The sequence below is a fragment of the Nocardia blacklockiae genome (assembly GCF_015477355.1).
Lineage (GTDB): Bacteria > Actinomycetota > Actinomycetes > Mycobacteriales > Mycobacteriaceae > Nocardia > Nocardia blacklockiae.
Map to the genome: position 1 here is coordinate 104,593 of NZ_JADLRJ010000014.1, position 21,618 is coordinate 126,210.

At 68.7% G+C, this 21,618-nt stretch carries 24 protein-coding genes and 1 tRNA gene; 16 read left to right on the top strand and 9 right to left on the bottom strand.

The window, feature by feature from the left end; translation table 11 throughout:
* Complete coding sequence (locus IU476_RS30365) at window positions 1-546, bottom strand: dihydrofolate reductase family protein (RefSeq protein ID WP_195105730.1); 546 nt, start codon at window positions 544-546, stop codon at window positions 1-3.
* A 127-nt stretch (window positions 547-673) separates the two neighbouring features.
* Here IU476_RS30365 and IU476_RS30370 point away from each other — a divergent pair, with 127 nt between their 5' ends.
* Complete coding sequence (locus IU476_RS30370; RefSeq protein ID WP_195105731.1) at window positions 674-1,588, top strand: LysR family transcriptional regulator; 915 nt, start codon at window positions 674-676, stop codon at window positions 1,586-1,588.
* On the opposite strand, the gene IU476_RS30375 is transcribed toward IU476_RS30370, so the two are convergent.
* Window positions 1,573-2,220, bottom strand: coding sequence for a LysM peptidoglycan-binding domain-containing protein (locus tag IU476_RS30375; protein ID WP_195105732.1), 648 nt, complete (start codon window positions 2,218-2,220; stop codon window positions 1,573-1,575). The genes IU476_RS30370 and IU476_RS30375 overlap by 16 nt on opposite strands.
* Before the next feature lie 222 nt (window positions 2,221-2,442).
* On the opposite strand from IU476_RS30375, the gene IU476_RS30380 reads away from it, so the two are divergent.
* Window positions 2,443-4,497 (top strand): M3 family metallopeptidase, encoded by a 2,055-nt coding sequence (locus IU476_RS30380; RefSeq protein WP_195105733.1) that lies wholly within the window; start codon window positions 2,443-2,445, stop codon window positions 4,495-4,497.
* 3 nt (window positions 4,498-4,500) lie between these two features.
* Here IU476_RS30380 and IU476_RS30385 read toward each other — a convergent pair whose 3' ends face one another.
* Window positions 4,501-5,007, bottom strand: a complete 507-nt coding sequence (locus tag IU476_RS30385) for a Dps family protein (protein ID WP_324194443.1) — start codon at window positions 5,005-5,007, stop codon at window positions 4,501-4,503.
* A gap of 161 nt (window positions 5,008-5,168) precedes the next feature.
* On the opposite strand from IU476_RS30385, the gene IU476_RS30390 reads away from it, so the two are divergent.
* On the top strand, window positions 5,169-5,348 hold the full coding sequence (locus IU476_RS30390) for a hypothetical protein (RefSeq protein ID WP_195105734.1): 180 nt from the start codon (window positions 5,169-5,171) through the stop codon (window positions 5,346-5,348).
* Between the two features lie 63 nt (window positions 5,349-5,411).
* Here the strand turns inward: IU476_RS30390 and IU476_RS30395 are convergent, their stop codons facing one another.
* From IU476_RS30395 to IU476_RS30405, 3 genes are all read right to left on the bottom strand, one after another.
* Entirely contained in the window at window positions 5,412-5,996 is a 585-nt protein-coding gene (locus IU476_RS30395; RefSeq protein WP_195105735.1) for a hemerythrin domain-containing protein, read from the bottom strand.
* Window positions 5,997-6,030: 34 nt separating this feature from the next.
* Window positions 6,031-6,921, bottom strand: coding sequence for a manganese catalase family protein (locus IU476_RS30400; protein WP_195105736.1), 891 nt, complete (start codon window positions 6,919-6,921; stop codon window positions 6,031-6,033).
* 98 nt (window positions 6,922-7,019) lie between these two features.
* On the bottom strand, window positions 7,020-7,568 hold the full coding sequence (locus tag IU476_RS30405; protein WP_324194445.1) for a CGNR zinc finger domain-containing protein: 549 nt from the start codon (window positions 7,566-7,568) through the stop codon (window positions 7,020-7,022).
* Window positions 7,569-7,631: 63 nt separating this feature from the next.
* On the opposite strand from IU476_RS30405, the gene IU476_RS30410 reads away from it, so the two are divergent.
* On the top strand, window positions 7,632-8,471 hold the full coding sequence (locus IU476_RS30410; protein ID WP_195105737.1) for an alpha/beta fold hydrolase: 840 nt from the start codon (window positions 7,632-7,634) through the stop codon (window positions 8,469-8,471).
* A gap of 10 nt (window positions 8,472-8,481) precedes the next feature.
* Here the strand turns inward: IU476_RS30410 and IU476_RS30415 are convergent, their stop codons facing one another.
* Window positions 8,482-9,087 (bottom strand): hypothetical protein, encoded by a 606-nt coding sequence (locus IU476_RS30415; RefSeq protein ID WP_195105738.1) that lies wholly within the window; start codon window positions 9,085-9,087, stop codon window positions 8,482-8,484.
* 244 nt (window positions 9,088-9,331) lie between these two features.
* On the opposite strand from IU476_RS30415, the gene IU476_RS30420 reads away from it, so the two are divergent.
* Window positions 9,332-10,195, top strand: a complete 864-nt coding sequence (locus IU476_RS30420) for a hypothetical protein (protein ID WP_195105739.1) — start codon at window positions 9,332-9,334, stop codon at window positions 10,193-10,195.
* 43 nt (window positions 10,196-10,238) lie between these two features.
* Here IU476_RS30420 and IU476_RS30425 read toward each other — a convergent pair whose 3' ends face one another.
* Window positions 10,239-10,847, bottom strand: a complete 609-nt coding sequence (locus IU476_RS30425) for a TetR/AcrR family transcriptional regulator (protein WP_195105740.1) — start codon at window positions 10,845-10,847, stop codon at window positions 10,239-10,241.
* 113 nt (window positions 10,848-10,960) lie between these two features.
* Between IU476_RS30425 and IU476_RS30430 the strand changes: the two genes are divergently transcribed.
* The 5 genes from IU476_RS30430 to IU476_RS30450 all read left to right on the top strand — a co-directional run bounded on the left by IU476_RS30430 (window position 10,961) and on the right by IU476_RS30450 (window position 15,087).
* The gene (locus IU476_RS30430; protein WP_195105741.1) at window positions 10,961-12,484 is read left to right on the top strand and encodes a hypothetical protein; all 1,524 of its coding nucleotides are present in this window, start codon (window positions 10,961-10,963) and stop codon (window positions 12,482-12,484) included.
* Window positions 12,485-12,697: 213 nt separating this feature from the next.
* Window positions 12,698-12,771 (top strand) — tRNA-Pro (locus IU476_RS30435).
* Window positions 12,772-13,294: 523 nt separating this feature from the next.
* Complete coding sequence (locus tag IU476_RS30440; protein ID WP_324194447.1) at window positions 13,295-14,212, top strand: alpha/beta hydrolase fold domain-containing protein; 918 nt, start codon at window positions 13,295-13,297, stop codon at window positions 14,210-14,212.
* Window positions 14,209-14,664, top strand: coding sequence for a hypothetical protein (locus IU476_RS30445; protein ID WP_195105743.1), 456 nt, complete (start codon window positions 14,209-14,211; stop codon window positions 14,662-14,664). Before IU476_RS30440 ends, IU476_RS30445 begins: the two co-directional genes overlap by 4 nt.
* A 162-nt stretch (window positions 14,665-14,826) precedes the next feature.
* Window positions 14,827-15,087, top strand: coding sequence for a WGxxGxxG family protein (locus IU476_RS30450; protein ID WP_195105744.1), 261 nt, complete (start codon window positions 14,827-14,829; stop codon window positions 15,085-15,087).
* 274 nt (window positions 15,088-15,361) lie between these two features.
* On the opposite strand, the gene IU476_RS30455 is transcribed toward IU476_RS30450, so the two are convergent.
* Complete coding sequence (locus IU476_RS30455) at window positions 15,362-16,444, bottom strand: saccharopine dehydrogenase NADP-binding domain-containing protein (RefSeq protein WP_195105745.1); 1,083 nt, start codon at window positions 16,442-16,444, stop codon at window positions 15,362-15,364.
* 88 nt (window positions 16,445-16,532) lie between these two features.
* Between IU476_RS30455 and IU476_RS30460 the strand changes: the two genes are divergently transcribed.
* The 6 genes from IU476_RS30460 to IU476_RS30485 all read left to right on the top strand — a co-directional run bounded on the left by IU476_RS30460 (window position 16,533) and on the right by IU476_RS30485 (window position 21,615).
* Window positions 16,533-17,096, top strand: a complete 564-nt coding sequence (locus IU476_RS30460) for a TetR/AcrR family transcriptional regulator (protein ID WP_195105746.1) — start codon at window positions 16,533-16,535, stop codon at window positions 17,094-17,096.
* A 109-nt stretch (window positions 17,097-17,205) separates the two neighbouring features.
* Complete coding sequence (locus tag IU476_RS30465) at window positions 17,206-17,667, top strand: hypothetical protein (protein WP_195105747.1); 462 nt, start codon at window positions 17,206-17,208, stop codon at window positions 17,665-17,667.
* A gap of 142 nt (window positions 17,668-17,809) precedes the next feature.
* On the top strand, window positions 17,810-18,052 hold the full coding sequence (locus IU476_RS30470; protein ID WP_195105748.1) for an early set domain-containing protein: 243 nt from the start codon (window positions 17,810-17,812) through the stop codon (window positions 18,050-18,052).
* A 501-nt stretch (window positions 18,053-18,553) separates the two neighbouring features.
* Window positions 18,554-19,300, top strand: coding sequence for an alpha/beta fold hydrolase (locus IU476_RS30475; RefSeq protein WP_195105749.1), 747 nt, complete (start codon window positions 18,554-18,556; stop codon window positions 19,298-19,300).
* Between the two features lie 390 nt (window positions 19,301-19,690).
* Window positions 19,691-20,530, top strand: coding sequence for an SDR family oxidoreductase (locus IU476_RS30480; RefSeq protein ID WP_195105810.1), 840 nt, complete (start codon window positions 19,691-19,693; stop codon window positions 20,528-20,530).
* Window positions 20,527-21,615, top strand: a complete 1,089-nt coding sequence (locus tag IU476_RS30485) for a type I phosphomannose isomerase catalytic subunit (RefSeq protein WP_195105750.1) — start codon at window positions 20,527-20,529, stop codon at window positions 21,613-21,615. The genes IU476_RS30480 and IU476_RS30485 overlap by 4 nt, the downstream gene beginning before the upstream one ends.
* Window positions 21,616-21,618: the final 3 nt, after the last annotated feature.

Sequence of the window (21,618 nt, forward strand, 5' to 3'; positions counted from 1 at the left end):
TCATCGGCTCGCGACGTCGGCGGCGAGGGTGTAGGTGTGTTCCACCGACCCATCTTCCAACGTCCGCGTCGATTCCAGGCGCAGATACTGCGACGGGCTGCCGGCGGGGGTCAGGCGCATGCCGTCACCGAGCAGGACCGGCAGCAGCACGACGCCGAGACTGTCGAGGGCGTGGATGCGCCGGAACGCCTCGATGGTCTGCTGCCCGCCGACCAGGTGCACGTCACCCTCGAAGTCCGCGTCGCGCATCGCCTCCAGCAGCTTCTCCGGACTCGGCGCGGACACCACGTCCTCGGGTGTCCCGGGCGGCAGCGGCCGGGTGGTCAGCACGAACACCCGCAGGCCGGGCCACGGCCAGTGCGGCGCGCCCACGGCGGGCTCGAAGGTGTTGCGGCCCATGACCACAGCGCCGCAGCCGGCGATGAATTCGGGCAGGCCGTGCGACTGCCCGCGGTCGAAGGTCGGCATCGACAACACGGCCGGGAGTCCGTCGGGCGAGGTGATGAATCCGTCGACGCTGACACCGATGTGGGTCTTGATCCTCATGTGCGCTCCTGAGAGGTTCTGCGAAACTGGACTCAGCTTCGACCGGGCGTCGTGCCTGATCAACGGCGAACTACGCACACCAGCCATTAGCGCGACTTATCAATACCGCAGTGCCTACCATGCCTCCATGGAGTTGCGCGAGGCGGAGATCTTCCTGGTGCTGGCCGAGGAGCTGCACTTCGGGCGCACCGCGCAGCGGCTGTACCTGACCCAGCCGCGGGTCAGCCAGACCATCCGCGCGCTCGAGGAGCGCATCGGCGGCAAGCTGTTCGAACGCAGCAGCCGCAGCGTGCGGCTCACCGCGCTCGGCGAACGCCTACGCGACGAGCTGCGTCCCGCGCACGACCAGTTCCGCCGCGCGATCGCCACGGTCACCGAATTGGCCCGCGGCGTCAGCGGCGACCTGCGGGTCTGCGTCGCCAGCTATGCGATGGCGGGACCGTCGTTCACCGCGATCGTGCGCGAGTTCCAGCGCAGGTACCCGGACTGCCGGCTCACCGTGACCGAGGAGTTCCCCGGCGAGTTCTCCCGGCTCCGCACCGGCGTCTACCACCTCATGTGCCACCGGCTGCCGATCACCGACCCCGATCTGACCGTCGGCCCGATCCTGAGCCGGGAGCCGAGCATCCTGCTGGTGCAGGCCGGTCAGCCGCTGGCGCGGCGGGGTCACGCGACGCTCGAGGATCTCGGCGACAACGCGGTCATTCCGCGCGGCAATATCCCGGAAGCCTTGTACGACAGGTTCTTTCCGGTCGTCACACCTTCGGGCCGGCCGATCCGGCGAGGGTCGCCGATCGCGACCACCACCGACATCCTGCATCGCATCGCGAGCGGCGAGGTGGTCCATCCCACCTCGGCGTCGTTCGTGCACTACTACCACCATCCCGAGGTGACACACGTTCCGCTGCAAGGCAACCCGCCGGTGGAGGGCGCGCTGGTGTGGGTCGCCGCGATGGAGAACGCGGCGATCCGGGCCTTCGCGGCCGTGGCGGCGGAGGTGGTCGCCCGCGGTTGCGGCGCGGCTCCTCACGAGGGGAAGTGAATCACCTGGCGGGAGAACAGCGTGTCGGGGTTCGCGAGGTAGTTCGCCGCGGCGGCCACCGCGACCCGGGTGTCGGTGTCGGCCGGGCCGTATTCGTCGCGGCACAGCGTGCGCAGGGTGTCGCCCGCGACGGCACGGCGGCGGTTCAAGCCGGGCTGGACGAGCACCTTGCCGGGCGCCGGTTCGGTCCCGGTCGGCAGGTGGTTCGCCAGCTCGAGGATCAGCGCGAGGTGCTCGTCGCCGTACCAGCGGGCGGCGAGCACGCCGAGTGTCTCGCCCGCGACCACCGTGTGGTGCCCGACGTCGCCCAGCTCCGGCAGCAGCAGCCACGCGCCCTGCTGTATCGGTCGTTGCGCCACACCGTTGACGACCTCCCAGATCAGCTGCACGTCGGTGTCCTGGGTGCCGTAATAGCGCTGCGTGAGCTCCTTGCGCAGGGCAGTGGAGTCGGCTTCGGCGACCAGGTGCCTGCGCGTGATGTAGGGCAGCAGCAGTTGCTGCCCGACATTGATCCGGTCCGGATCCGCGAGGTGATTCTGCCGCGCGATCGCGGGATACAGTCCGCTGTCGCCGTATTCGCGCAGCGCGATCGCGGAGAGGGTGTCGCCGGGGCGAACTTCGTACTTCTTCATGTCTTCCGCCTTCTGGAGATCGCCGGGAACCGCTGCGGCACAACCGCGTCCGGCCACGGCCGACACGCATACGGCACGTGCGCGTCGCGTCGGGATCGATGCTCGTCCCGGCTGGGCCCGCGAGCGCGCGTAGACCACTACTCGTTTCGCGCGGCGGCGGCACCCGCGGGCGGCACGTAGGGTGGCGGGGTTGAGTCCGTCCTCGATCAGGAGCCGCGCCCGATGCTTTCGCCGGACAATCCCTTCGCCGCACCGAGCGAACTGCCGTACGCCCTGCCGCCGTTCGACCGCATCGCCGACGAGCACTTCCGGCCCGCGCTCGAGGCGGGGCTCGCCGAGCACGCGGCGGAGGTCGAGGAGATCGCGGCGCAGCCGGCCGAGCCGACGTTCGAGAACACCGTCGCGGCCCTCGAACGGTCGGGGCAGCTGCTCGGCCGGGTCACGAGCGTGTTCTACAACCTCGCGGGCTCCGACAGCACCCCGGAGATCCAGGCGATGCAAGCCGAGTTCGCGCCGAAACTCGCCGCCCACCGCGACGCCGTCCACCTCGACCCGCGGCTGTTCGCCCGCATCGATGCCCTGCACGCGCGGCGGGCCGACCTCGGACTCGACGACGAGTCGCTGCGCCTGCTCGAGCGGCTGCACACCGACTTCAGCCGGGCCGGCGCCGGACTGCCCGAGGCGGGCCAGGCGCGGCTGCGGGAACTCAACGCACAGCTGTCGACGCTGCAGACCACGTTCCAGCGAAATCTGTTGGCGGACACCAACGATCTCGCCGTCGTGCTCGCGGACCGCGCGGAACTGGCCGGGTTCGGCGCAGGCGCGCTGGCCACGGCCGCCGAGGCGGCGGCCGCTCGCGGCGAGACCGGCGGCTACGTGCTCAACCTGACCCTGCCGACCAGCCAGGCGGCCCCGCTCGCGACGCTGCGCGACCGGGCCGTGCGCGAGCGCGTCCACACGGCGTCCACGGCTCGGGGCAACCGCGGCAACGAGTTCGACAACAACGCCGTCGTCGCCGAGATCGTGCGGCTGCGCGCCGAACGCGCCGCGCTGCTCGGCTACCCGAACCACGCCGCCTACGTCATCGCCGACCAGACGGCGAAGACCGCCGAGGCCGCGGCCGGCCTGCTCGAGCGGCTGGCGCCCGCGGCCGTCGCCAACGCCCGCACCGAGGCCGCGGAACTGCGACGACTACTCGAAGCCGACGTGCCGGGCGCGCGGCTCGAGCCCTGGGACTGGCCCTACTACGCCGCCCAGGTCCGCCGGGACCGCTTCGACGTCGACACCGAGGCGCTGCGGCCGTATTTCGAAGCCGACCGCGTCTACACCGACGGCATCTTCTTCGCCGCGAACCGGCTCTACGGCGTCACCGTCACCGAGCGGCACGACCTGCCGGTGTACCACCCGGAGGTCCGCGTGTTCGAGGTCTTCGACGCCGACGGCACCCCGCTGGGCCTGTACCTGCTCGACCTCTACACCCGCGACGCCAAGCGCGGCGGCGCCTGGATGAGCACCTTCGTCGACCAGTCCGACCTGCTCGGCCGCAAATCCGTGGTGGTGAACGTGCTCAACGTCGACCGGCCCCCGCAGGGCGAGCCGACCCTGCTGACCTTCGACGAGGTGGGCACGGCCTTCCACGAATTCGGCCACGCCCTGCACGCGCTGCTGTCGTCGGTGCGCTACCCGACCTTCTCCGGCACCAGCGTGCCGCGCGACTTCGTCGAATATCCGTCGCAGGTCAACGAGATGTGGCTGCTGTGGCCGGAGGTGCTGGCAAACTACGCCAAGCACTACCGGACCGGCGAGCCGCTGCCCGCCGAGCAGGTGGACAAGCTGCTCGCGGCCCAGCAGTACGGCGAGGGCTTCGCCACCACCGAATATCTCGCCGCGGCGCTGCTGGACCAGGCGTGGCATCGCCTCGGCGTCGACGACACGGTCGAGGACGTGCAGCGTTTCGAGGCCGACGCGCTCGTGAAGGCCGGGGTCGCGCTGGACGCGGTTCCGCCCCGATATCGCACCACCTACTTCGCGCACGTGTTCAGCGGCGGCTACAGCGCTGGGTACTACTCCTACATCTGGAGCGAGGTGCTCGACGCCGACACCGTCGAGTGGTTCCGCGAGAACGGCGGGCTCACCCGCGCCAACGGCGACCACTTCCGCCGCACGCTGCTCGGCCGGGGCGGCAGCGTCGACCCGATGGACGCGTATCGGGCGTTCCGCGGCCGCGATCCGCGGATCGAGCCGCTGCTGGAACGCCGGGGGCTCGCGGACGCCTGACGGTCAGGCGGATTGGGCCTGCCAGACCCGATGGGACTGTTCCATCGCGGCCGTGATGTCGATCATCAGCTTGCGCGTGATCGGGTCGGCCGCGGCGGCATCGATGCGCTGACGCAGGCGGCGGACCACTCCCGCGAGTGTGCACACCATCGCCTGGACCACGTCCCCGTCGCGGTGCCGTCCGGCGGGTAGCGGCGTCAGGCAGGAGCGCTCCACCAGTGTCCGGGCGCGCACGTCGGGGCTCACGCCGATCGAGGTGGCGCGTTCCGCCGCGGATTCGATGAAAACTCTTGCCGCGCGGATCATTTCGTCCAGGCCGAGGCGGACGAGCGGTGACCGCGGGCCGATCACGTTCCAGTACGCCTGCTTGCCCAGCAGCGCCAGATCGGTCAGGTCCACCACGGTCTGCCGCAGGATCTCGCCGGCCAGCCGCTGCGGATGCGGCATCGTGGCGCAGGCGAGCTCGGGAGTCGTACCGGAACCCGCCACGGTCGTACCGGAACCCGCCACGATCCTCTCCTTCCTCGCCCGGCGGCGGAGACCACCGCCGACCCTCGCCCGCGCGTGCTACCCGCCACGACCACCGCCAAACCGGCCGCGGGTGTAGCCCCGGATTCGCCGGGTACGCGCAGGTAAACGCAGCGATGGGGAGATCCGCACAGGAACCAGCGATGGGAGATCCGCACATGAACCGCGACACCGACCCGGCCGCCGACCGCGAAACCGCCTCCACACCAACGGACAACGAAAAGCCCGCCTACGACCCGAACGAGGACCCCGACGCCGACCCCGACAACCTGAAGTCCAACGCCCGCACCCAGCAGGACCCGGCCGAAGGCGCCGACACCTGAGTCAGCGCGAGGCGAAGACGTCGTCGGCGCGGCCGCATTCGGTCGCGCCGACGTTCGTTCCGGTCAGGCCGGGGGCGGGTTCGGCGGCTGCTGATCTCGCCGGTGGCTGACCAGGTCCCGTGCCTTGTCCAGCACCGCGGCCACCAGTCCGCCGGTCTTCAAGGCACCGGGGGTCGACGGCGTGTTCGGGTGTGGGCGAGTAGGCGCGGTCTGCTTGGCCGCGGCCATCTTCTCGCCCAGTCCCTCCAGTTGGTCGGGCGTGCCGAACTCGCGCACGCGCGGCCAGACCCGGGACTGTTCGAAGTCGATGTGCTCGCGGGCGGCCGGAATGAACCGGGTCAGCGCGTCCTCGAAATCGACGCTCCCCGCCGCGCACTCGTCCAGCCGCTGCAGCAGTTGCTTCGCGGCGTCCTCCTGGGCGATGGCGTGGTCGGCCAGGGCGTCGCCGTCCGGGACGACATCGCGCACCCAGGGCCAGAAGAACTGCTCCTCCACCGCCTCGTGCTGCGATTCGGCGATGACCAGGCTGGTCACCAGTTTTTCGCGGGCCGCGGTCTCGGCGTCGCCGAAGCCGCGACCGCGTTCCAGTGTCTCCAGCATGCCGAGCACGCTCTCGTGGTCGGCGCGCAACAAGTTCAATGCGTCCATCGGGTTTCTCCCTCCGGTTCTCGTGCCGAGGCGATTACCCGGGGATGTGCTGTTCGTGGGTGAAGGGCTTGTTGCCCTGGACGGCCGGTTCGCCCTCGGGGTTGTTCTCGGCGCCGCGGTTGCGGGACTTGTCGCTGCGCAGCCACTGCTCGGCCGGGTCCTCGACGTAGTCCCACTCCATGCCCTCGGGCCACGGACCTTGTCCCTCGTTCCACGGGCCGCGGCTGGATCCCTGCCCGTCGGACATGTTGAACGCCACGTTCTGGAAGCGGTCGTCGCCGGGCAGCGCACCGGGAGGGAAATTGACCGGCAGGTCGTTGAGCGCGGCGGTGAACTGCTGGAAATGCGCGACCTCGCGCGTCATCAGGAAGGTCAGCGTGTCCTGCACGCCGGGATCGTCGGTGAACTGCTTGAGGTATTCGTAGACGATCTTGGCGCGGGATTCGGCGGCCAGATTGCTGCGCAGATCCACCGACGGCTCGCCGTTGGAATTCACGTACGCGCCCGACCACGGCACACCGGCGGAATTGCCGACATCCGGGCCGCCGCCGCGCAGCGCGAAATACAGCGGATCGGCGGCGACCTGGTGAATCGCCGCTTCCCGGCCGTCGCTGCCGGCGACCACCGGCATCCAGTCGCAGCGCTCGTTGGCCTGCTTCAGATCGTCGTTGAGGCCGTCGAGCAGCATCGTGATCATCGAACCGACGATCTCCAGGTGACTGAATTCCTCGGTGGCGATATCCATGAACAGGTCATAGGACTTGGGATGCTTGCGCCGCAGCACGAACGCCTGGCTGAAGTACTGCATCGCCGCCTTCAATTCGCCGTTCGCGCCGCCGAACTGCTCCTGCAGCAAGGTCGCGAATCGCGGGTCCGGTCTTTCCACTCGCACCTCGAACTGAAGGTCCTTGTTATGAGTGAACATAGTGCTCCCATGCATTGTGTCGGCAAACACTGACGCGGCGCGGCTACCCGGCTGCGCGCACGAGAAACAGACCGGAGCGGGAGCGGCGGCCGTCCTTCCTACGAACCGGTGTTCCGTTGCCGGGCGCGGTGATTGGCGACATTGACGCGATTTCCGCAGATGCCGGGGAGGCAATAGCGACGCCGACCGGCACGGCTCGCGTCGATGAACGCGCCCGCGCAGAACGACGCGGCGCAGGGGCGGAATCGCTCGGTGCCCAGCGCCCGGATCGTCCCCAGCATGCCCACCGCCGCGACGGCGGCCACCTGCGCGGCCAGGCCGCCCTCGGCGACGAAGACCCAGTCGCGCTCGTCCGGGGACAGGGTGAGCCCACCGGTCACGAGCCGCGACGCGCGGCGCGCCAGCTCACCGGCCGGCTCGCCGCCGAGGGCGGCGTCGACGATCGTCCACAGCCGCGCGCGCTGCGACCGCACGGCGGTCAGGTCCCGCGCGGTGCAGGTGGCGGCGAATCCGTGCGCCGAGAGCAGCGCCTCCAGATCCGCGACCGCGGCCAGTTTCTCGGTACCGCGCCACACGCGAGGCGCGGTACCGATCAGCGCCGTCGCCAGCTCCGCGCCCCGCGCGTAATCGTTCAAAGCCAGTTGCACGGCTTACCTTCCGGATGTCACAGTAACCGTTGTAAATGAACTCTATCCCTTACGGAGGTGGCGATGGCCCCGACCGTTCCCGCCGCGCCCGAACGCATTCGGGTCAGCGGAGGCGAGGTGTCCTACTACCGGATCGGCAGTGGTCCGCCCGTCGTCCTGACGCACGGCACGCCGTCGCGGTCGCTACTGTGGCGGCACATCGCACCGGTGCTCGCCGTTCGCCACACCGTCTACGTGTGGGATCTGCTCGGCTACGGCGACTCCACGCTGTCGCCCGAACTGCGTCCGTCCGTGGCCCGGCACGCGGCGACGCTGGCCGAACTCGCCGAACGATGGGAGCTGGACGACCCGGTTCTGGTCGGGCACGACATCGGCGCGGCCACGGTGCTGCGCGCCCACCTGCGGCACGACGTCCCCGTCCGGGCTCTGGCCCTGCTCGACGCGGCCGTCCTGCCCCCGTGGACGACGCCGGTCGCCCAGCACATCCAGGCTCATCTCGACGCCTACCGCAGCATGCCCGAGCACATCTTCCACGAACTCGTGCGCGCCCACCTCGCCACGGCCACCCACCGCCCGCTGGACCCGGTGATCGAGCGCGCCTACCTGGCGCCTTACGCGGGACCCGCGGGGCAGCAGCGATATCTGGACCAGGTCGAGGGTTTCGACGACGCCGACACCCGCGACCTGGTTGCCGACCTGCCCGAGATCTCGGCCCCGGCCCTCGTGCTGTGGGGGCAGCACGACCGCTGGCTACCCGCCGCGACCGCGTCCCGGCTCGCCGCCGCCCTCCCGCACGCCGCCCACGTCACGGTGCCCGAGGCCGGCCATTTCCTACCCGAAGACGATCCCACCGCCACGGTCACCGAACTCTCGGCTTTTCTCCATCGAGTAGTTCCTCGTTGACAACCGGCCGTCAGCGCCCGGCCCAAGTGGTGTAGTCGAACGCCAGGTACGGCTCACCCGCCGAGGGGACGTGGGTGACGGTCATCGCGGCGATGTTTCTCCGATCGGTGCGCACACAGATCGTGTCGCGCGTCTTCAGGGCGTAGAGGTTGTACAGGGGGTGGCTCCACACGACATCGGGTACCGCCAGACAGCGGTCATAGGTGCCGCCCGTGCCCTGGCCGGGAATGGCGAAACGCGACGCGGCGTCGGTCATCGCATTGAGCCGATCCGCGGTGCGCGACGGGCTGGCGTCGACACCGGGCAGATCCTGATTCTTGACCTCACCTGTGTCCAGATCGATGCCCTCGACGTCCTTGATCGTTTTTCCGGTGTGCTGCGACACAACGGTCGGTGCGTTCGTGGGCGGGGGTGACGCGCTGCTCGCAGGCGGGGACGGATTCCGATCGTCTTTGAGGTCCATGCCGAAATTGATCAATCCGACCATGCCGGCGAATGCCAGGAGGACAGCGAGGGCCGTGGCGATGATCCACCGGGTGTGAGCGCGCAGAAATCCGATGAGCGCCAGGCGGATTCGAGTCCACAGCGTCGGTGCTGACGGGGGCGTTGTTGTCACCCGCACAGTGTGGGGCAACAGGCGGACTCGCACAGCGGTTGCGCGAAGGTTCCGGCAGAAGACGGCGACCGGTCGACTCTCGCAGCTCGGAACGAGCACGGGATGCCGGGGTCGCCCGTCGACTGTGGGAAGTCTCGGAGGATCCGGGAGGAGTCGCCTTTCCCTAACATCGCGACGGCGAAGTTACGTGTCGGGGCAATCGTGTCCGATGCCCGGTATCCCGCGGCGGCCGGAGGGAGATGTGGTGGATCAGTTGGAGGACTGGCTCGAGGGCATGCAGCCGCGGCTGGCCGGCCTGGTGGATTTCGAGCTGCCGCCCGACGCGCTGCCGGACTATTCGGCGGCGTCGCTGGCTCGTTTGGAGGCGGAGCTGGTGGCGCGCGGTGCACCCGGAGCGGACTTCGCGGAGCGGGCCGCCGGTTATCTCGGGGAGGCGCTGCTGTCGGTAGCGGGCGGCGAGTGGGGCTGGGACGATCGGCGTGGCCTGCCGGTCGTGCTGCCGGATCCGGCGCTGGACCTGCCGGGCGGCGTCTGCCCGGCGGAGCTGGTCGAGCGGGCTTGCCGACACCGCGACGGCGACGAATTCGGCCGCAGCTACCGGGATTTCGCGCAGGCGGTCGCTCGGCAGCAGGCCGCGGTGCCGGGCTGGATGCCGACCAAACAGCCGACTCCGGGCCTGGACCGATCACTGACCGTCGCCGGTGCGGACTACCTGGACAAGTGGCTACCCGAACGCGCGGCCGACCTGCCGGCCTGGCTCGCCGAGTACGCGGACCGGCCCGAACGCTGGGACTTCTCGGTGGAATCCCTGGACGAACTGGAGACCGCGACCCGTCGCCTGGTGCCGGGGCCGGACGAGTTGTCGGCCTACCCGCGGTTCGCCGACGGCGCCTCGTGGTATCTCGGCGAGGTGCTGCGACCGGCGATGCGCGCACACTGGTGCTACCACCGCGGGGAGCCCGACGGCGACAACATGTTCATCGGGCGGCCGTTCCTGGACCAGCTGATCCCGAATGGCGATGTGGTGGTGCCGTTTCTGCTGCTGCAGATCGCACTCGACGATCACGAGCCCGGATTGCTGCGCCGAATGTTCGCACAGTTCACCTGATTACGATCTCGCACGCGTGAAATCTTCTCAGCCCTAGCCTGTTTCAGGTTCCTGTCGGTTCAGTGGGCGCCGCCACCAGAGGCAGGTAGATGGTGTCGACGATCTCGGTCAGCGTGCTCTCAGGCACGGTGGTGACGCCGCGCACCAGGTACTCGTGGCGGAGCAGATCGATCGCGAGTGTCGCGACGCGTGGCGACAGGGCCTCAGCCCGGGCCTGGCCGCGGGCGACCGCGCGGCTCAGTACCGTGAGCCATCGGGTGACGCTCGCGTCGAGCAGTTGCTCGCGCACCTCGCGGAGCAGGCCCGGTTCGGCGCGGATCTCCGAGGCGAGGATGTGCAGGACGTCGCCGTGGTGCGCGGCGATGTGCGCGGCGGCGCCGCGCAGCAACGCGAGGACGTCCGCGCGCAGGTCGCCGGTGTCGGGCAGTTCCTCGGTGACCGCGACGCGCCGATAGGCGGCGACGGCCAGCTCGGCGCGGTGCGGCCAGCGGCGGTAGATCGCTGATTTATTGGTGCCGGCCCGGGCGGCCACGCGGTCCATGGTCAGACCGGCGTAACCGGTCTCGCGCAGTTCGTCCAGCGCCGCCTGCAGGATCGCCTCCTCCAGGACCGCGCCGCGCCGCCGTGCGGGTCCGGCCGAGTGCGCGGGCATATGCGCCTCCTCTGTTAGGTACTGACCGGCTTCTATTTGCGCCATTCTCCGCTACTATAGCCTCAGTCATAGGGTACTAATCGTCCCCTATTTGGATGAGCAGGGAGAGTCACATGGCCGTACCGGCAGCAGAGCCACTGTCCGACATCCGTCTCGGAGTGGTGCACGGGACCACGTATGGGCTGTTCGGACCGCCCGGGGAGTTCGTGCCGCAGGCGCGGGCGCTCGGGTCGCGCATCGTGCGGATCAACGTCTACTGGGCCCAGGTCGAACCGGAGCCGGGGAAGCTCGTGTGGGACGCGGTGGACGCCCTGCTGGACCAGCTCGGCGACGCGGACGAGGCGTGGGTGACCGTGGTGTCGAGTTCGCGCTGGGCGACGCGGCGCGCGACCGGGTGGCTGCCCGCCTCCGCGGCACTCGACCCGGCGGCCTACCGGCGATTCGTCGGCGCCCTCGCCGGACGGCGGCCGGGCGCAATTCGCTTCTGGCAGTGCGAGATCGAGCCCTGCCTGCCGCTGTTCTGGGCCGGCACCGCCACGGAATACCTCGCGCAATTGCGCGACTTCCACGACACCGTGAAAAGCGCCGACCCCGCGGCATCGGTGGTACTCGGCGGCGCGGTGCCGGGCGCGATGCTCGGCGACGACGCGGCCGGCGCACGCACATGGGGCAATTTCTTCGGGCAGGTGCTCCGCGAAGCGGGCGCGTATTTCGACATCTTCGACGTCCACCCGTACGGCGACCCCTACGCCATTCCCGGACTCGTCCAGGCATGCCACACACAAATGACCGCCCACGGCTACGACAAGCCGGTCGTAGCCAGCGAACACAGCGGCCCGCTACCGACCCAATTCCCCGCCAACCGGCCCTATCTCGCCGACGCGCTCACCACCCACCAACAACAATTCCTGGGCGAGATCCCCATGCCCGACACCGCAGAAGGCATGGCGGCCGCCGAGGACCCCGCGGCCGTCGCCCTCTACGAGCGAATGGACCAATTGCCACCCACTCTCCAAATGTTCATGGCCGGATGCGCCCCCGAACTGGAAGCCGAACGACACCGCCTAGCCTCCCGAGACTTGGTGATCCGCACCATCCTCGCCCTGTCCGCAGGCGTCCGTCGAAACCTCCACTACCCCATCGCGTCGGAATCACAACTACACCGCGACAGCCGCATCGCCCCGGCCCTCCTGTTCGGCAAACTCGAACTGATGGCCCGAGACGGCGACATCATCACCCACCGTTACCCCGCCGCCGACACTTTCGAATTGATGGCTCGGCGGTTGGACGGGATGGAGGGGGTCGAGCGGGTAGTCCTGCCCGGGCGGCCTGGGACGTATTTGTTCGAGGTTCGGCGGGGCGGCCGCGGACCCCTGTTGGTCGCGTGGGAGCGGGAGCAAGTCGGTGCAGGGGCCGACGGCTGGAGCGAGGCTGAATCCGGGATCAGGGCCGGGACGCCATCAGCGGCTGCACCACCCCTGGCCTCCATCCAGTCAGCGCCGATCTCCTACCCCTGGCCGCATCCCACAAGCAGCGCCGTGGACATCCACGGCACACCCACACCCATCAACCTGAGCCGAAACCAAGTGCACTTCCCCGTCTCCCCCACCCCCATCTTCATCGACAGCGATCAATAACCCCCACCCACGTCGATCCACCCACACCTCCACCACATCCCACCCCCATCGTGACGTCCCCTCTCCCCCAGCCAGATTCACTCCCTTCACCACCCCAACCCCCGCATCGAACCCCACCCGTATCCACCCCACCCACACCCCGCCACATGCCGATTTGGTACCACCAGGGGGTCCTGAGGTAATCTCATCGAGCACTCACGAAAGCGAGCGCAACGGGCTGTGGCGCAGCTTGGTAGCGCACCTGACTGGGGGTCAGGTGGTCGCAGGTTCAAATCCTGTCAGCCCGACAGCGAAAAACCCTCTCCGACCAGCATCGGAGAGGGTTTCGCATTTCTCACACCACCCGCAGTTGGGGACCGCTGTGGTGTCTGGGCGTCAGCCGCCGTGCCGCCGTCGTTCAACTGCCCGGTGCCAAACACTGAGCCGATCATCCTGCTCGACCCGCGCATCGTGACCCTTTCCAAGGACGAGGACGAACAATGCGAGGCTGCCCGAGCTTCTTCGACGTCCGCGGAATGGTCCTGCGCCCGCTCTCCTTCAATGTCGAAAGCACTACTCTCACAGGCGAACTCGCCACCACCGAATACCACAACGGACTCGCCCGCCTCGTCCACCACCTCGACGCCATCCCTACACCGACCGTATGTGTCCCGGCCTCCAACCGAGTAGCGGGTTTCAGCATTGCAGGTAGTCCAGGAGGGGGCGGACCGCTCGGCGGGCGGAGATTCTGTGCGAGGCTGCTACCGAAGACTCGAGCTCACGCGTCACGGCCACCGTCAGTAGCACGAACAGCCGATGTGGAGGAAGCCCGTGAATATCCCCGAGCGACTTGTCCCGATCTATCTCCGGGCCACCCGTAAGAATGCGCCCTTCATCACCGCCGAGGGCGCCGCGGAGGCAATACAGAACCAGGCACTGCGTCCCACGTCATACAATCCACCGGCAAAACTCCGGCCGGACGTCACCATCAGCGTCAGAAGAGAGCAGGAGTACCCGATCTACACCGTGACGCCCAAGCTGACGGCGCCCACCGGCAGCGTTCTCTACACACACGGTGGAGGCTGGGTGCACGAGATCAGTTCCGAGCATTGGGCGTTGGTCGCGCAGATCGCCGCAGAGGCGAGCGTGGAGGTCACCGTCCCGATCTACAAGCTGTTGCCCTACGGCGACGCCACCCAGGCGAACGAGCTCATTCTCCGGCTCTTCCACGATCTGAAGAATCGACAGAGCGATGTGCGACTCGCCGGCGACTCCGCGGGCGGCCAGATCACCCTTTCCGCGGCGCTGTCCCTTCGCGACCAAGGCGTCGAGAACATTCACACCGTGCTCATCTCCCCGGCATTGGAGCTGTCCCTGTCGAACCCGAGGATTCCCGCGGTACTGCCCACCGACCCTTGGCTCGGGGTCGGCGGGACACGCGTGCTGGCTGCGAACTGGGCAGGAAGCCTCCCAATCGACGATCCGAGAGTCAGCCCGCTCCTCGGCGACCTGCACGGACTCGGCCCGATGCTGGTTTTCTCGGGCACTCATGATGTCCTCAACCCCGACGCGCACCTCCTCGTCGACAAAGCTCGCGCGGCGGGCGTGGACGTAACCTTCCTCGAGCAACCCGACGCCGTGCATGTCTTCCCGCTCCTTCCGACGCGCAGCGCGAAAGCCGCTCGCGAACGCATCGTGGCCGCCCTCCGCCCACCCGCAGTGGAAGACCGCCGTAGCGCTCGCAGGTGAATCGAAAGCAGGTTGCCGTCATTCTGGAGCGCCTCGATATCCGGGGGCAGGTACCGCCGAGTGATCCGCGGATCAGTGTGCCCGGCGATCTGCTGAAGCCGATGCGGCGGAACACCAGCGTCCGCGAACCAGGCGAGACCGGTTTGCCCGAAGTCATGCCGACGCAGATGCTCGTAACCCAGCTTCGCGACGACCTCATGCCGGTGCGTTACCTACCGCAGAAGGCCGGTTGCATGCGACCACCACGCGGCGCGAACAGACGCGCATCTGGTCGGCGGTTCGCGGCTCGGATCCGCTCGAGCACCAAAGACCGGATGTCCTCAGATAATCGAAATCTCGTGTCAGCGTTTGCCTTTCATAATGGACGGCCAGCGTTTGGCCACCGGGTCAACCCAGCGAACATGAGCGCGGAACGGAGTGGCTCGATTCCGTTCCTCGATCGTCCGTCCTGATCGGTGCGCGCATCCTGACGGCACCGAACCGGCGTCGCGGGTGCGCCCTCGACCCTGACCGTGCGGCCCGCCGGTCGCCCGTGACGTCACGAAGGGTCGAGCTGTTTTCACCGGGGCGGGGCGGGTAGGCCGGGAGGACCGACGAGGAAGGAGTGTTGCACCATGCGGAAAACAATCGCGGTTCCACTATCGGCCCTCGTTCTCGCCCTCGGCCCGGCCGTGGTGGCCGAAGCGACGCCGCCGGCCGCGCCACCGGTCGCTCAGAACACCGTGGACGATCATGACGACCACGACAGTGACAAGACCGGTCTCTGGGGTCTTCTGGGCCTGCTGGGCCTCGGTGGTCTGCTGGGATTGAGGCGGCCCAAGCAGACCAGCTATCCCGTAAATAACGCCGGTGCTACCCGCCCGCGACAGCCCTGATCATCCCGATCGGATGGTGGCCCCGGACCGTGCGGTCCGGGGCCGCTATGCGGGTGAGGACACGGGAAGTGCTCTCCGGGTAGCGGCTAGATGCGGGCGCGTCGATTTACGCCTATACGGCCAGCCCGCCACCGACGACCGGCCACTACCTTTCGCCGCCGCGGATACCGGCGTAGCCCGACCGGGAAGCACCGCCTTCCGCCCGCCGCGCACCACCCACCCCGCCCCGACCGACTCAACCGCGCCCCGACCGAGCGCGGAGTCGCCGTGACGGTCAGGCCAGGACCTCGTCCACGAACTCGGCTCCGGCAGCGGTAGCGAGGTCCGGGCCGAGGGCGGCGGCCGGGGTGTGAGCGCCGGGCCGTCCCTTACCCGCGGCGAGCCGGAGCGCGGTCTGAGCGGCGACGGCAGAGGTGAATTCCATTGCGTCGCCGGCCCGCAGCCAGCCTTCGCGGGCGGTGCCGTCGGGCCAGGTGATGACGGCGTGGCCCCAGGTGTGGGCGCGGGGGCGCGGGGCGGCCTCGGTCTTGATTCCGGCCATCCGACGGATCGCGAAGCTCCGCACCCTCCGGATTCGCAGGATCGCCGAGAGCAGCGGCAGGGCCGCCCGAACGGCGAGCGAGGCGGGAAGGAGGCCGGAGGTCGCCGACACCGAGGGAGCTCCACTGACCCGGTGCGCGGCGATGAGTTCACCGGAGGGCACACCGACCGAGGACATGCGCTCCCCGTCGGGCAGGGTCAGGTGCTGGACTTCCGCGCCGAGGCGGGTCTCGACCAGCCGGCCACCGTCGTAGCGGCGGCCGCCCATCGCGAGGCTGTCCACGATGCTGGCGGCAAGGGCAGGGCCCAGCACTCCCCCCTCGACGGCGACCGAGGCGAAGGTGTCCACCCGGACCCGACTCGGCACGGGACGGTTCTCACACAGGCGTGCCACGATCGCCTCGGTCCCGACGACGCCGAATCCCGCACCGACCACCAATGTGCTTCCCGCGGCGACGGCCTCATCGTGCAAGGCGAACACGCGATGGAAGGCGGCTGGGTCGTTGGCCTGGTCGAGGTAGTGGCCGCCCGGCATGCAGGCGCGGGCGAGCAGGACGGCGGTCTCGGCGTAGTCGCCGATGGTGTTGACGACCACGGCGGGCCGCTGCCGGGTGATCTCAGCCGCCATGGCCTCCGCTCCCGACGCGACGACGATCTTCGAGTCGGCGTCGAGCCCGAGGTCGGCAGCCGCGGCGCGCAGCCGACCGGCATCGCGCCCGATCAGCACGGGGACCACGCCTGCCGCCGCGAGCTGCGCCGCGACGGCCCGCCCGACTCTTCCGGTGGCTCCGAGAATCCAGATCTCATCCTGCGCCATGTCTCCTCCAGCCTATGATGTCTCAATGTGTCATCACCACGCTAGCACCGATGTCACAGTGAGTCATCACGATGGGTAGGATGCGGGCATGGCACGGTGGGACCCCGGAGCGCCGGAACGCCTGCGACAGGCGGCGTTGGACCTGTTCAGCGAGCACGGCTACGACGCCGTGACAGTGGCGCACATCGCCGAGCGGGCCGGGCTGACCCGGCGCACCTTCCACCGATACTTCCCCGACAAGCGGGAGATTCTCTTCGCCGGCTCCGAGCAGCTTCCGGCCGTCGTGTCCGAGGCGGTTCTCGCCGCGGATCCCGGGCTTGCGCCACTGCCGGCGGCGCTGTCGGCCCTTCGCGAGGTCGGTGCGGCGGTCAGCGGAATGGTCACCGATTTCGGGCGACGCAAAGCGATCATCGAATCCAGTACGGAGCTGCGGGAACGCGAGCGGAGCAAGGCGGCAGCGATCACCGCCGCGCTCCGGGACGCCCTGCGACAGCGCGGGGCCGGGCCCACCGAGGCACACCTCGCCGCGCGGGTGGCCTCGATCGTTTCCGAGGAGGCGTTCGGTCGCTGGGCCGACGGCGAGGGCTCCTTCCCCGACTGTTTCGACGCCGCCGAGGCCGCGCTCCACGCCGTGCTGGCAGGGGACACCTGAGCCGCGCCGCTCGCGGGTGCCAGCGTGGCGGTCCGAATCCGCTGTGCCGCGGAGACTGCCGGGCTATCGTCATGTTTCCGATAGGAAGTTCCGGCTACGAGGAGATCGCATGCAGTCGTTCGCAGTACGGATCGCCGGGGCTGTGGCCGCGGCCGCGCTCGCACCCGTTCTGATGGCCACCACCGCGCAGGCCGACCAGGGCACAATCTATTTCGCCGCAGGGAGCACCAACTGCTCGATCGACAGCAACGGCACGGTCGGCTGCGATTTCGCTGTCCCGCAACGCCTGTCCTACCGAATCAGCGACAACGTCTACACCCCGGCCATTCCCGTCACCCAGGTGGTGATCGATATCGGCTGGCTGCCCGCGCATCCCGGCTTCGGCGGCACCCACACCCTGCCCGGCGGCAATCCGCCCCTGAGCCAGGTCGCGACCGGCCAAGGGACCTGGGGTTCCTATATCGATTACGCGGGCGCGCACTGTGAGTCCGGGTTCCACGGCAGCTTCACCTGCTCGTCGAAGGGCCACAGCTGGTCCGATTGGAGCGGCAACCTCACCGCTTCGCTCTGACGTGCCCCTCGTGCGATACCCCGCGAACGCACCGCGAACCGGTCGTGCTTAAGGACGCGTATAGGAGAAGCCAAGAAGGACAGGCGATCCTGCTTCCAGTCCGCACCCATCCGAGGTGCGCCCGAACTCAGGAGCATCAGCCATGAGCATCAAGACAATCGCCGACGCGGCCGCAACGACTGTCGCGCTCGGTATGAGTGGCCTGCTCACGGCCGCCCCGGCCCACGCCGGTACCTGGTACACCGCGGACTTCAGCACCTACGCTCAATGCGATGCGGCGGGGGAATACAAGATCGAGCATCACCAGGCCGTGCAATATAGCTGCGACAACGTCTCCGACCCGTGGGAGCCGCAACTGTGGCGCCTGTACTTCCTGACGCCCTGACGGCAGGCGCGGCGGCCGACTGCTTGGGCAAACCCTCCTTTGTGCGACCGGCCGGTCCCAGCGACCAAGTCACCAACCTGCTCGGCACAGCCGCTGCCACCATGCCCACTTCTAATTCGACCTGCGGGCACAGCAACTGGGCGCGGCGTGTCGGTGACGAGGAAATCTGGAGTTGGCGCAGCGACAACCGGCCGGTCCCGGCGCGCAAACGGCGTTCGGGGCCGACCCGGTGTTGCGTCGTGGATCAGATGCCGATCAAGGCGCGAAGGAAGTCCACGACGGCGGATGCCATGTCCAGCAACATCTTAATCACCTCTTCCAACTCACTATGCGCCACTGAAGGCTTACCCGGCTACATCGAAGCTATGCATCCTGTGAGGGACTCGGCCCAGCACCGCGGCGGAGCCTCTCCGCCGCTGCCGGGTGTTCCGCGACGTCGCACGTAGGATTCGCGGTGGGTAATTCTCGCCGCGGCGGGATTCGACCGTGGGGAGGGCGAGGATGGCGGAGCAGGCGGTCGAGGTGGTGCGGGAGGGCAGTGGGCCCGAGGTGGTGCTGGTGCACGGTGGGGCCGGTCCGAGGACCACGTGGGCGGGGCTGGAATCGATGCGGGCGCGGTGGACGCTGGCGTCGGTGTATCGGCGAGGGTTTCCGCCCAGCCCGCCGCCGGTGAACGGGTGCCAGGATTTCGAGGTCGACGCCGACGATATCGCCGCGGTGATCGGTGACAGGCGTCCGCATGTTGTCGCTCATTCTTATGGCACGCTGGGGACTTTGATCGCCGCTGGCCGACGCCCGAACTCGGTGCGGTCGCTGACCATCATCGAACCGCCGTTGTACTTCGTGGCCGGCGACGATCCGCTCGTGGCCAGGTTGCGGCAGCTCGGCGACACGGTGCTCACCGAGGGTCTCGACACCGACACCGCGCGGCTGCGCGAATTCCTCACTCTCGCAGGCTCACCGGTGGCCGATGACCGGTCCCTACCCGCCGGGGCGGTGGCGGCGGTGCGCCGCGCACACGGTGGACGGCTGCCCGGTGAGGCGCGACCGCGGCTGGAAGCGATTCGCGCGCACGGTGTTCCGGTCCTGGTCGCCTCGGGCGGTCACGCCCCGGCTCTGGAAAGTATCTGCGATGGGCTCGCGAGCATCGTGGACGCCCAGCGCGTGGTCGCACCGGGTGCGGGGCATTTCGTCGCGGCCGCACCGGGTTTCGCCGAGCACTTGGAGCGGTTCCTCGCTTCGGTGTGATCAGCTCGGCTCGATGCCCGTCGCGGATCTATCGTCATCTGGCTGGTGTGCAAGGACATTCGGCCGAAGTGTGGCCGAGGCTCGGTCGGTTCGGTTACTGCGCAACAGGTTTCGGCTACGTCGAGGAATTCGAAATGGCATCAATACGGACGAATCGGTCGCCCGCCGCGGCGATCCTCGTGTCCAGCAGCTCGTGGTAGCGACCGACGTCGCCGAAGTCGGTGACCGGACGCCGATAGCGGTGACGCTCCCGCTCACACAGGTGCCGCGAGCGCGCGGGCTCTCGCCCCACGCAGGTGCCGTAAGAGCGCGGGTTGAAACGCGCGCGTGAGGGTAAGCGCGTCGCAGTGACACGAGCGATTCCGAGCGCGAGCGACTTGGAGGCGAATGATGTCCCTACCGGCCCAGCAGCAAACCCCTCCCGGTGTGACCGGCGAGATGGATCCCAAGCCCGATCACGGCGAACACAGTTACCGCGGTTCCGGCCGATTGAACGGAAAGATCGCGGTCGTCACCGGCGGCGACAGCGGTATCGGACGCGCGGTGGCCATCGCCTATGCCCGTGAAGGCGCCGATGTTCTGATCGCCTATCTCGACGAACACGACGACGCGGCCGAGACCGAGCGGTGGGTGGTCGACGCCGGCCGCAAGTGCGTGCTGGTATCCGGTGATCTGGCGGATCCGGGGCGTTGCCGGGCGGTCGTCGACAAGGCCGTGCGGGAATTCGGCCGGATCGACGTGCTGGTGAGCAATGCCGCCTTCCAGATGACGCACGATTCGATCACCGACATTCCCGACGCGGAATGGGACCACACCCTGGCGGTCAATCTCAGCGCCTTCTTCCATCTGACCAAGGCGGCGGTGCCGCACATGCGGCCGGGTTCATCGATCATCGGGTCCTCGTCGGTGAATTCCGACGTGCCGCCGCCGACGCTGTTGCCCTACAACGCCACCAAGGCCGGCATCGCCAATATGGTCGCCTCGCTGGCGCAGCTGCTCGGCAAACAAGGCATTCGGGCCAACAGCGTGGCGCCCGGCCCGATCTGGACGCCGCTGATTCCGGCGACGATGCCCACCGAGCAGGTGGAGAGTTTCGGTTCCCAGGTGCCGCTCGGGCGGCCGGGCCAACCCGCCGAATTGGCGCCGGTATATGTGTTGCTTGCCTCCGACGAGGCCAGCTACATCTCCGGTGCCCGGGTCGCGGTCACCGGCGGCCAACCGATCCTGTGACCGGTGCGGAGGTCGCGCTGTATCCGCTGCGGCTCGGTGTCACCGCCAAATCATTGGTGTTCGGCGGACACGCGATCAGCCGCCGCCTCGGTAAGACCGGGATACCGGACTGGAGTATCGCCGAGACGTGGGAGTGCAGCGATGTCGACGGCGTCGGCGCGCGGGTGCGAAATGGTCCGCTGGCCGGTCGGACGCTGCGGCAGCTGGTCGCCGAGTATCCCGAAGAGTTGATGGGCGAGGGCTGGACCGGCGACTACTTCCCGGTGCTCACCAAATTCATCGATGCGGCCGGGACATTGCCGATCCACCTGCACGCCGACGACGACACGGCCCGACGTCTCGAGGGTCAGCGCAACGGCAAGACCGAGGCCTGGCACATTCTGTCCGCCGCCCCGGGCGCCACCGCCTTGTGCGGGGTCCAAAAAGGCGTCGATGCCGAGCGATTACGTGCGGCGCTGCGTGATCAGGATTTCGACTCGATCCTGCGGCGGTTGCCGGTGAGCGCGGGCGAGACGATCTATGTCCCCGGCGGCACCCTGCACAGTTTCGGACCCGACACCTTGATCTACGAGATCGAGCAGACCTCCGATATCCAGCAGCACGCCATGCACTGGAACATGGAGGACGGCTCACCGGTGAGCGACGAGCAATTCGACACCAATATCGACCGGCTCATGCAGGAGGTCCGCCTCGACCACCGACCCGAATTCGAACCCGGACTGAAGATCACCGTCGACGACGGGGTGCAACGCGTGTTCCTCTGCGCGGGACCGTATTTCGCGCTCGAACGCTGGCAGGTCGGCAGTGCGCGACCGGCGCGGCACACGTTCGCCACCGCGCAGATCCTCACCAATGTCGGTGCGCCGGTACGCATACGGACCGGTGGCTTCCACGAGGAATTGGGCAGCGCGCAATCGCTGCTGCTGCCCGCCGGCTGCGGGTGGGTCGAGATCCTCGGTCCCGCCGACGCCCTGTTCGGTTATCTCCCCGACCTCGAACGCGACGTGGACACCCCGTTGCGCGCGGCGGGCTATTCGCAGGCCCGCATCGCCGCCCTGGGCGCGGGCCGCCCCGAAACGCAATGAGTG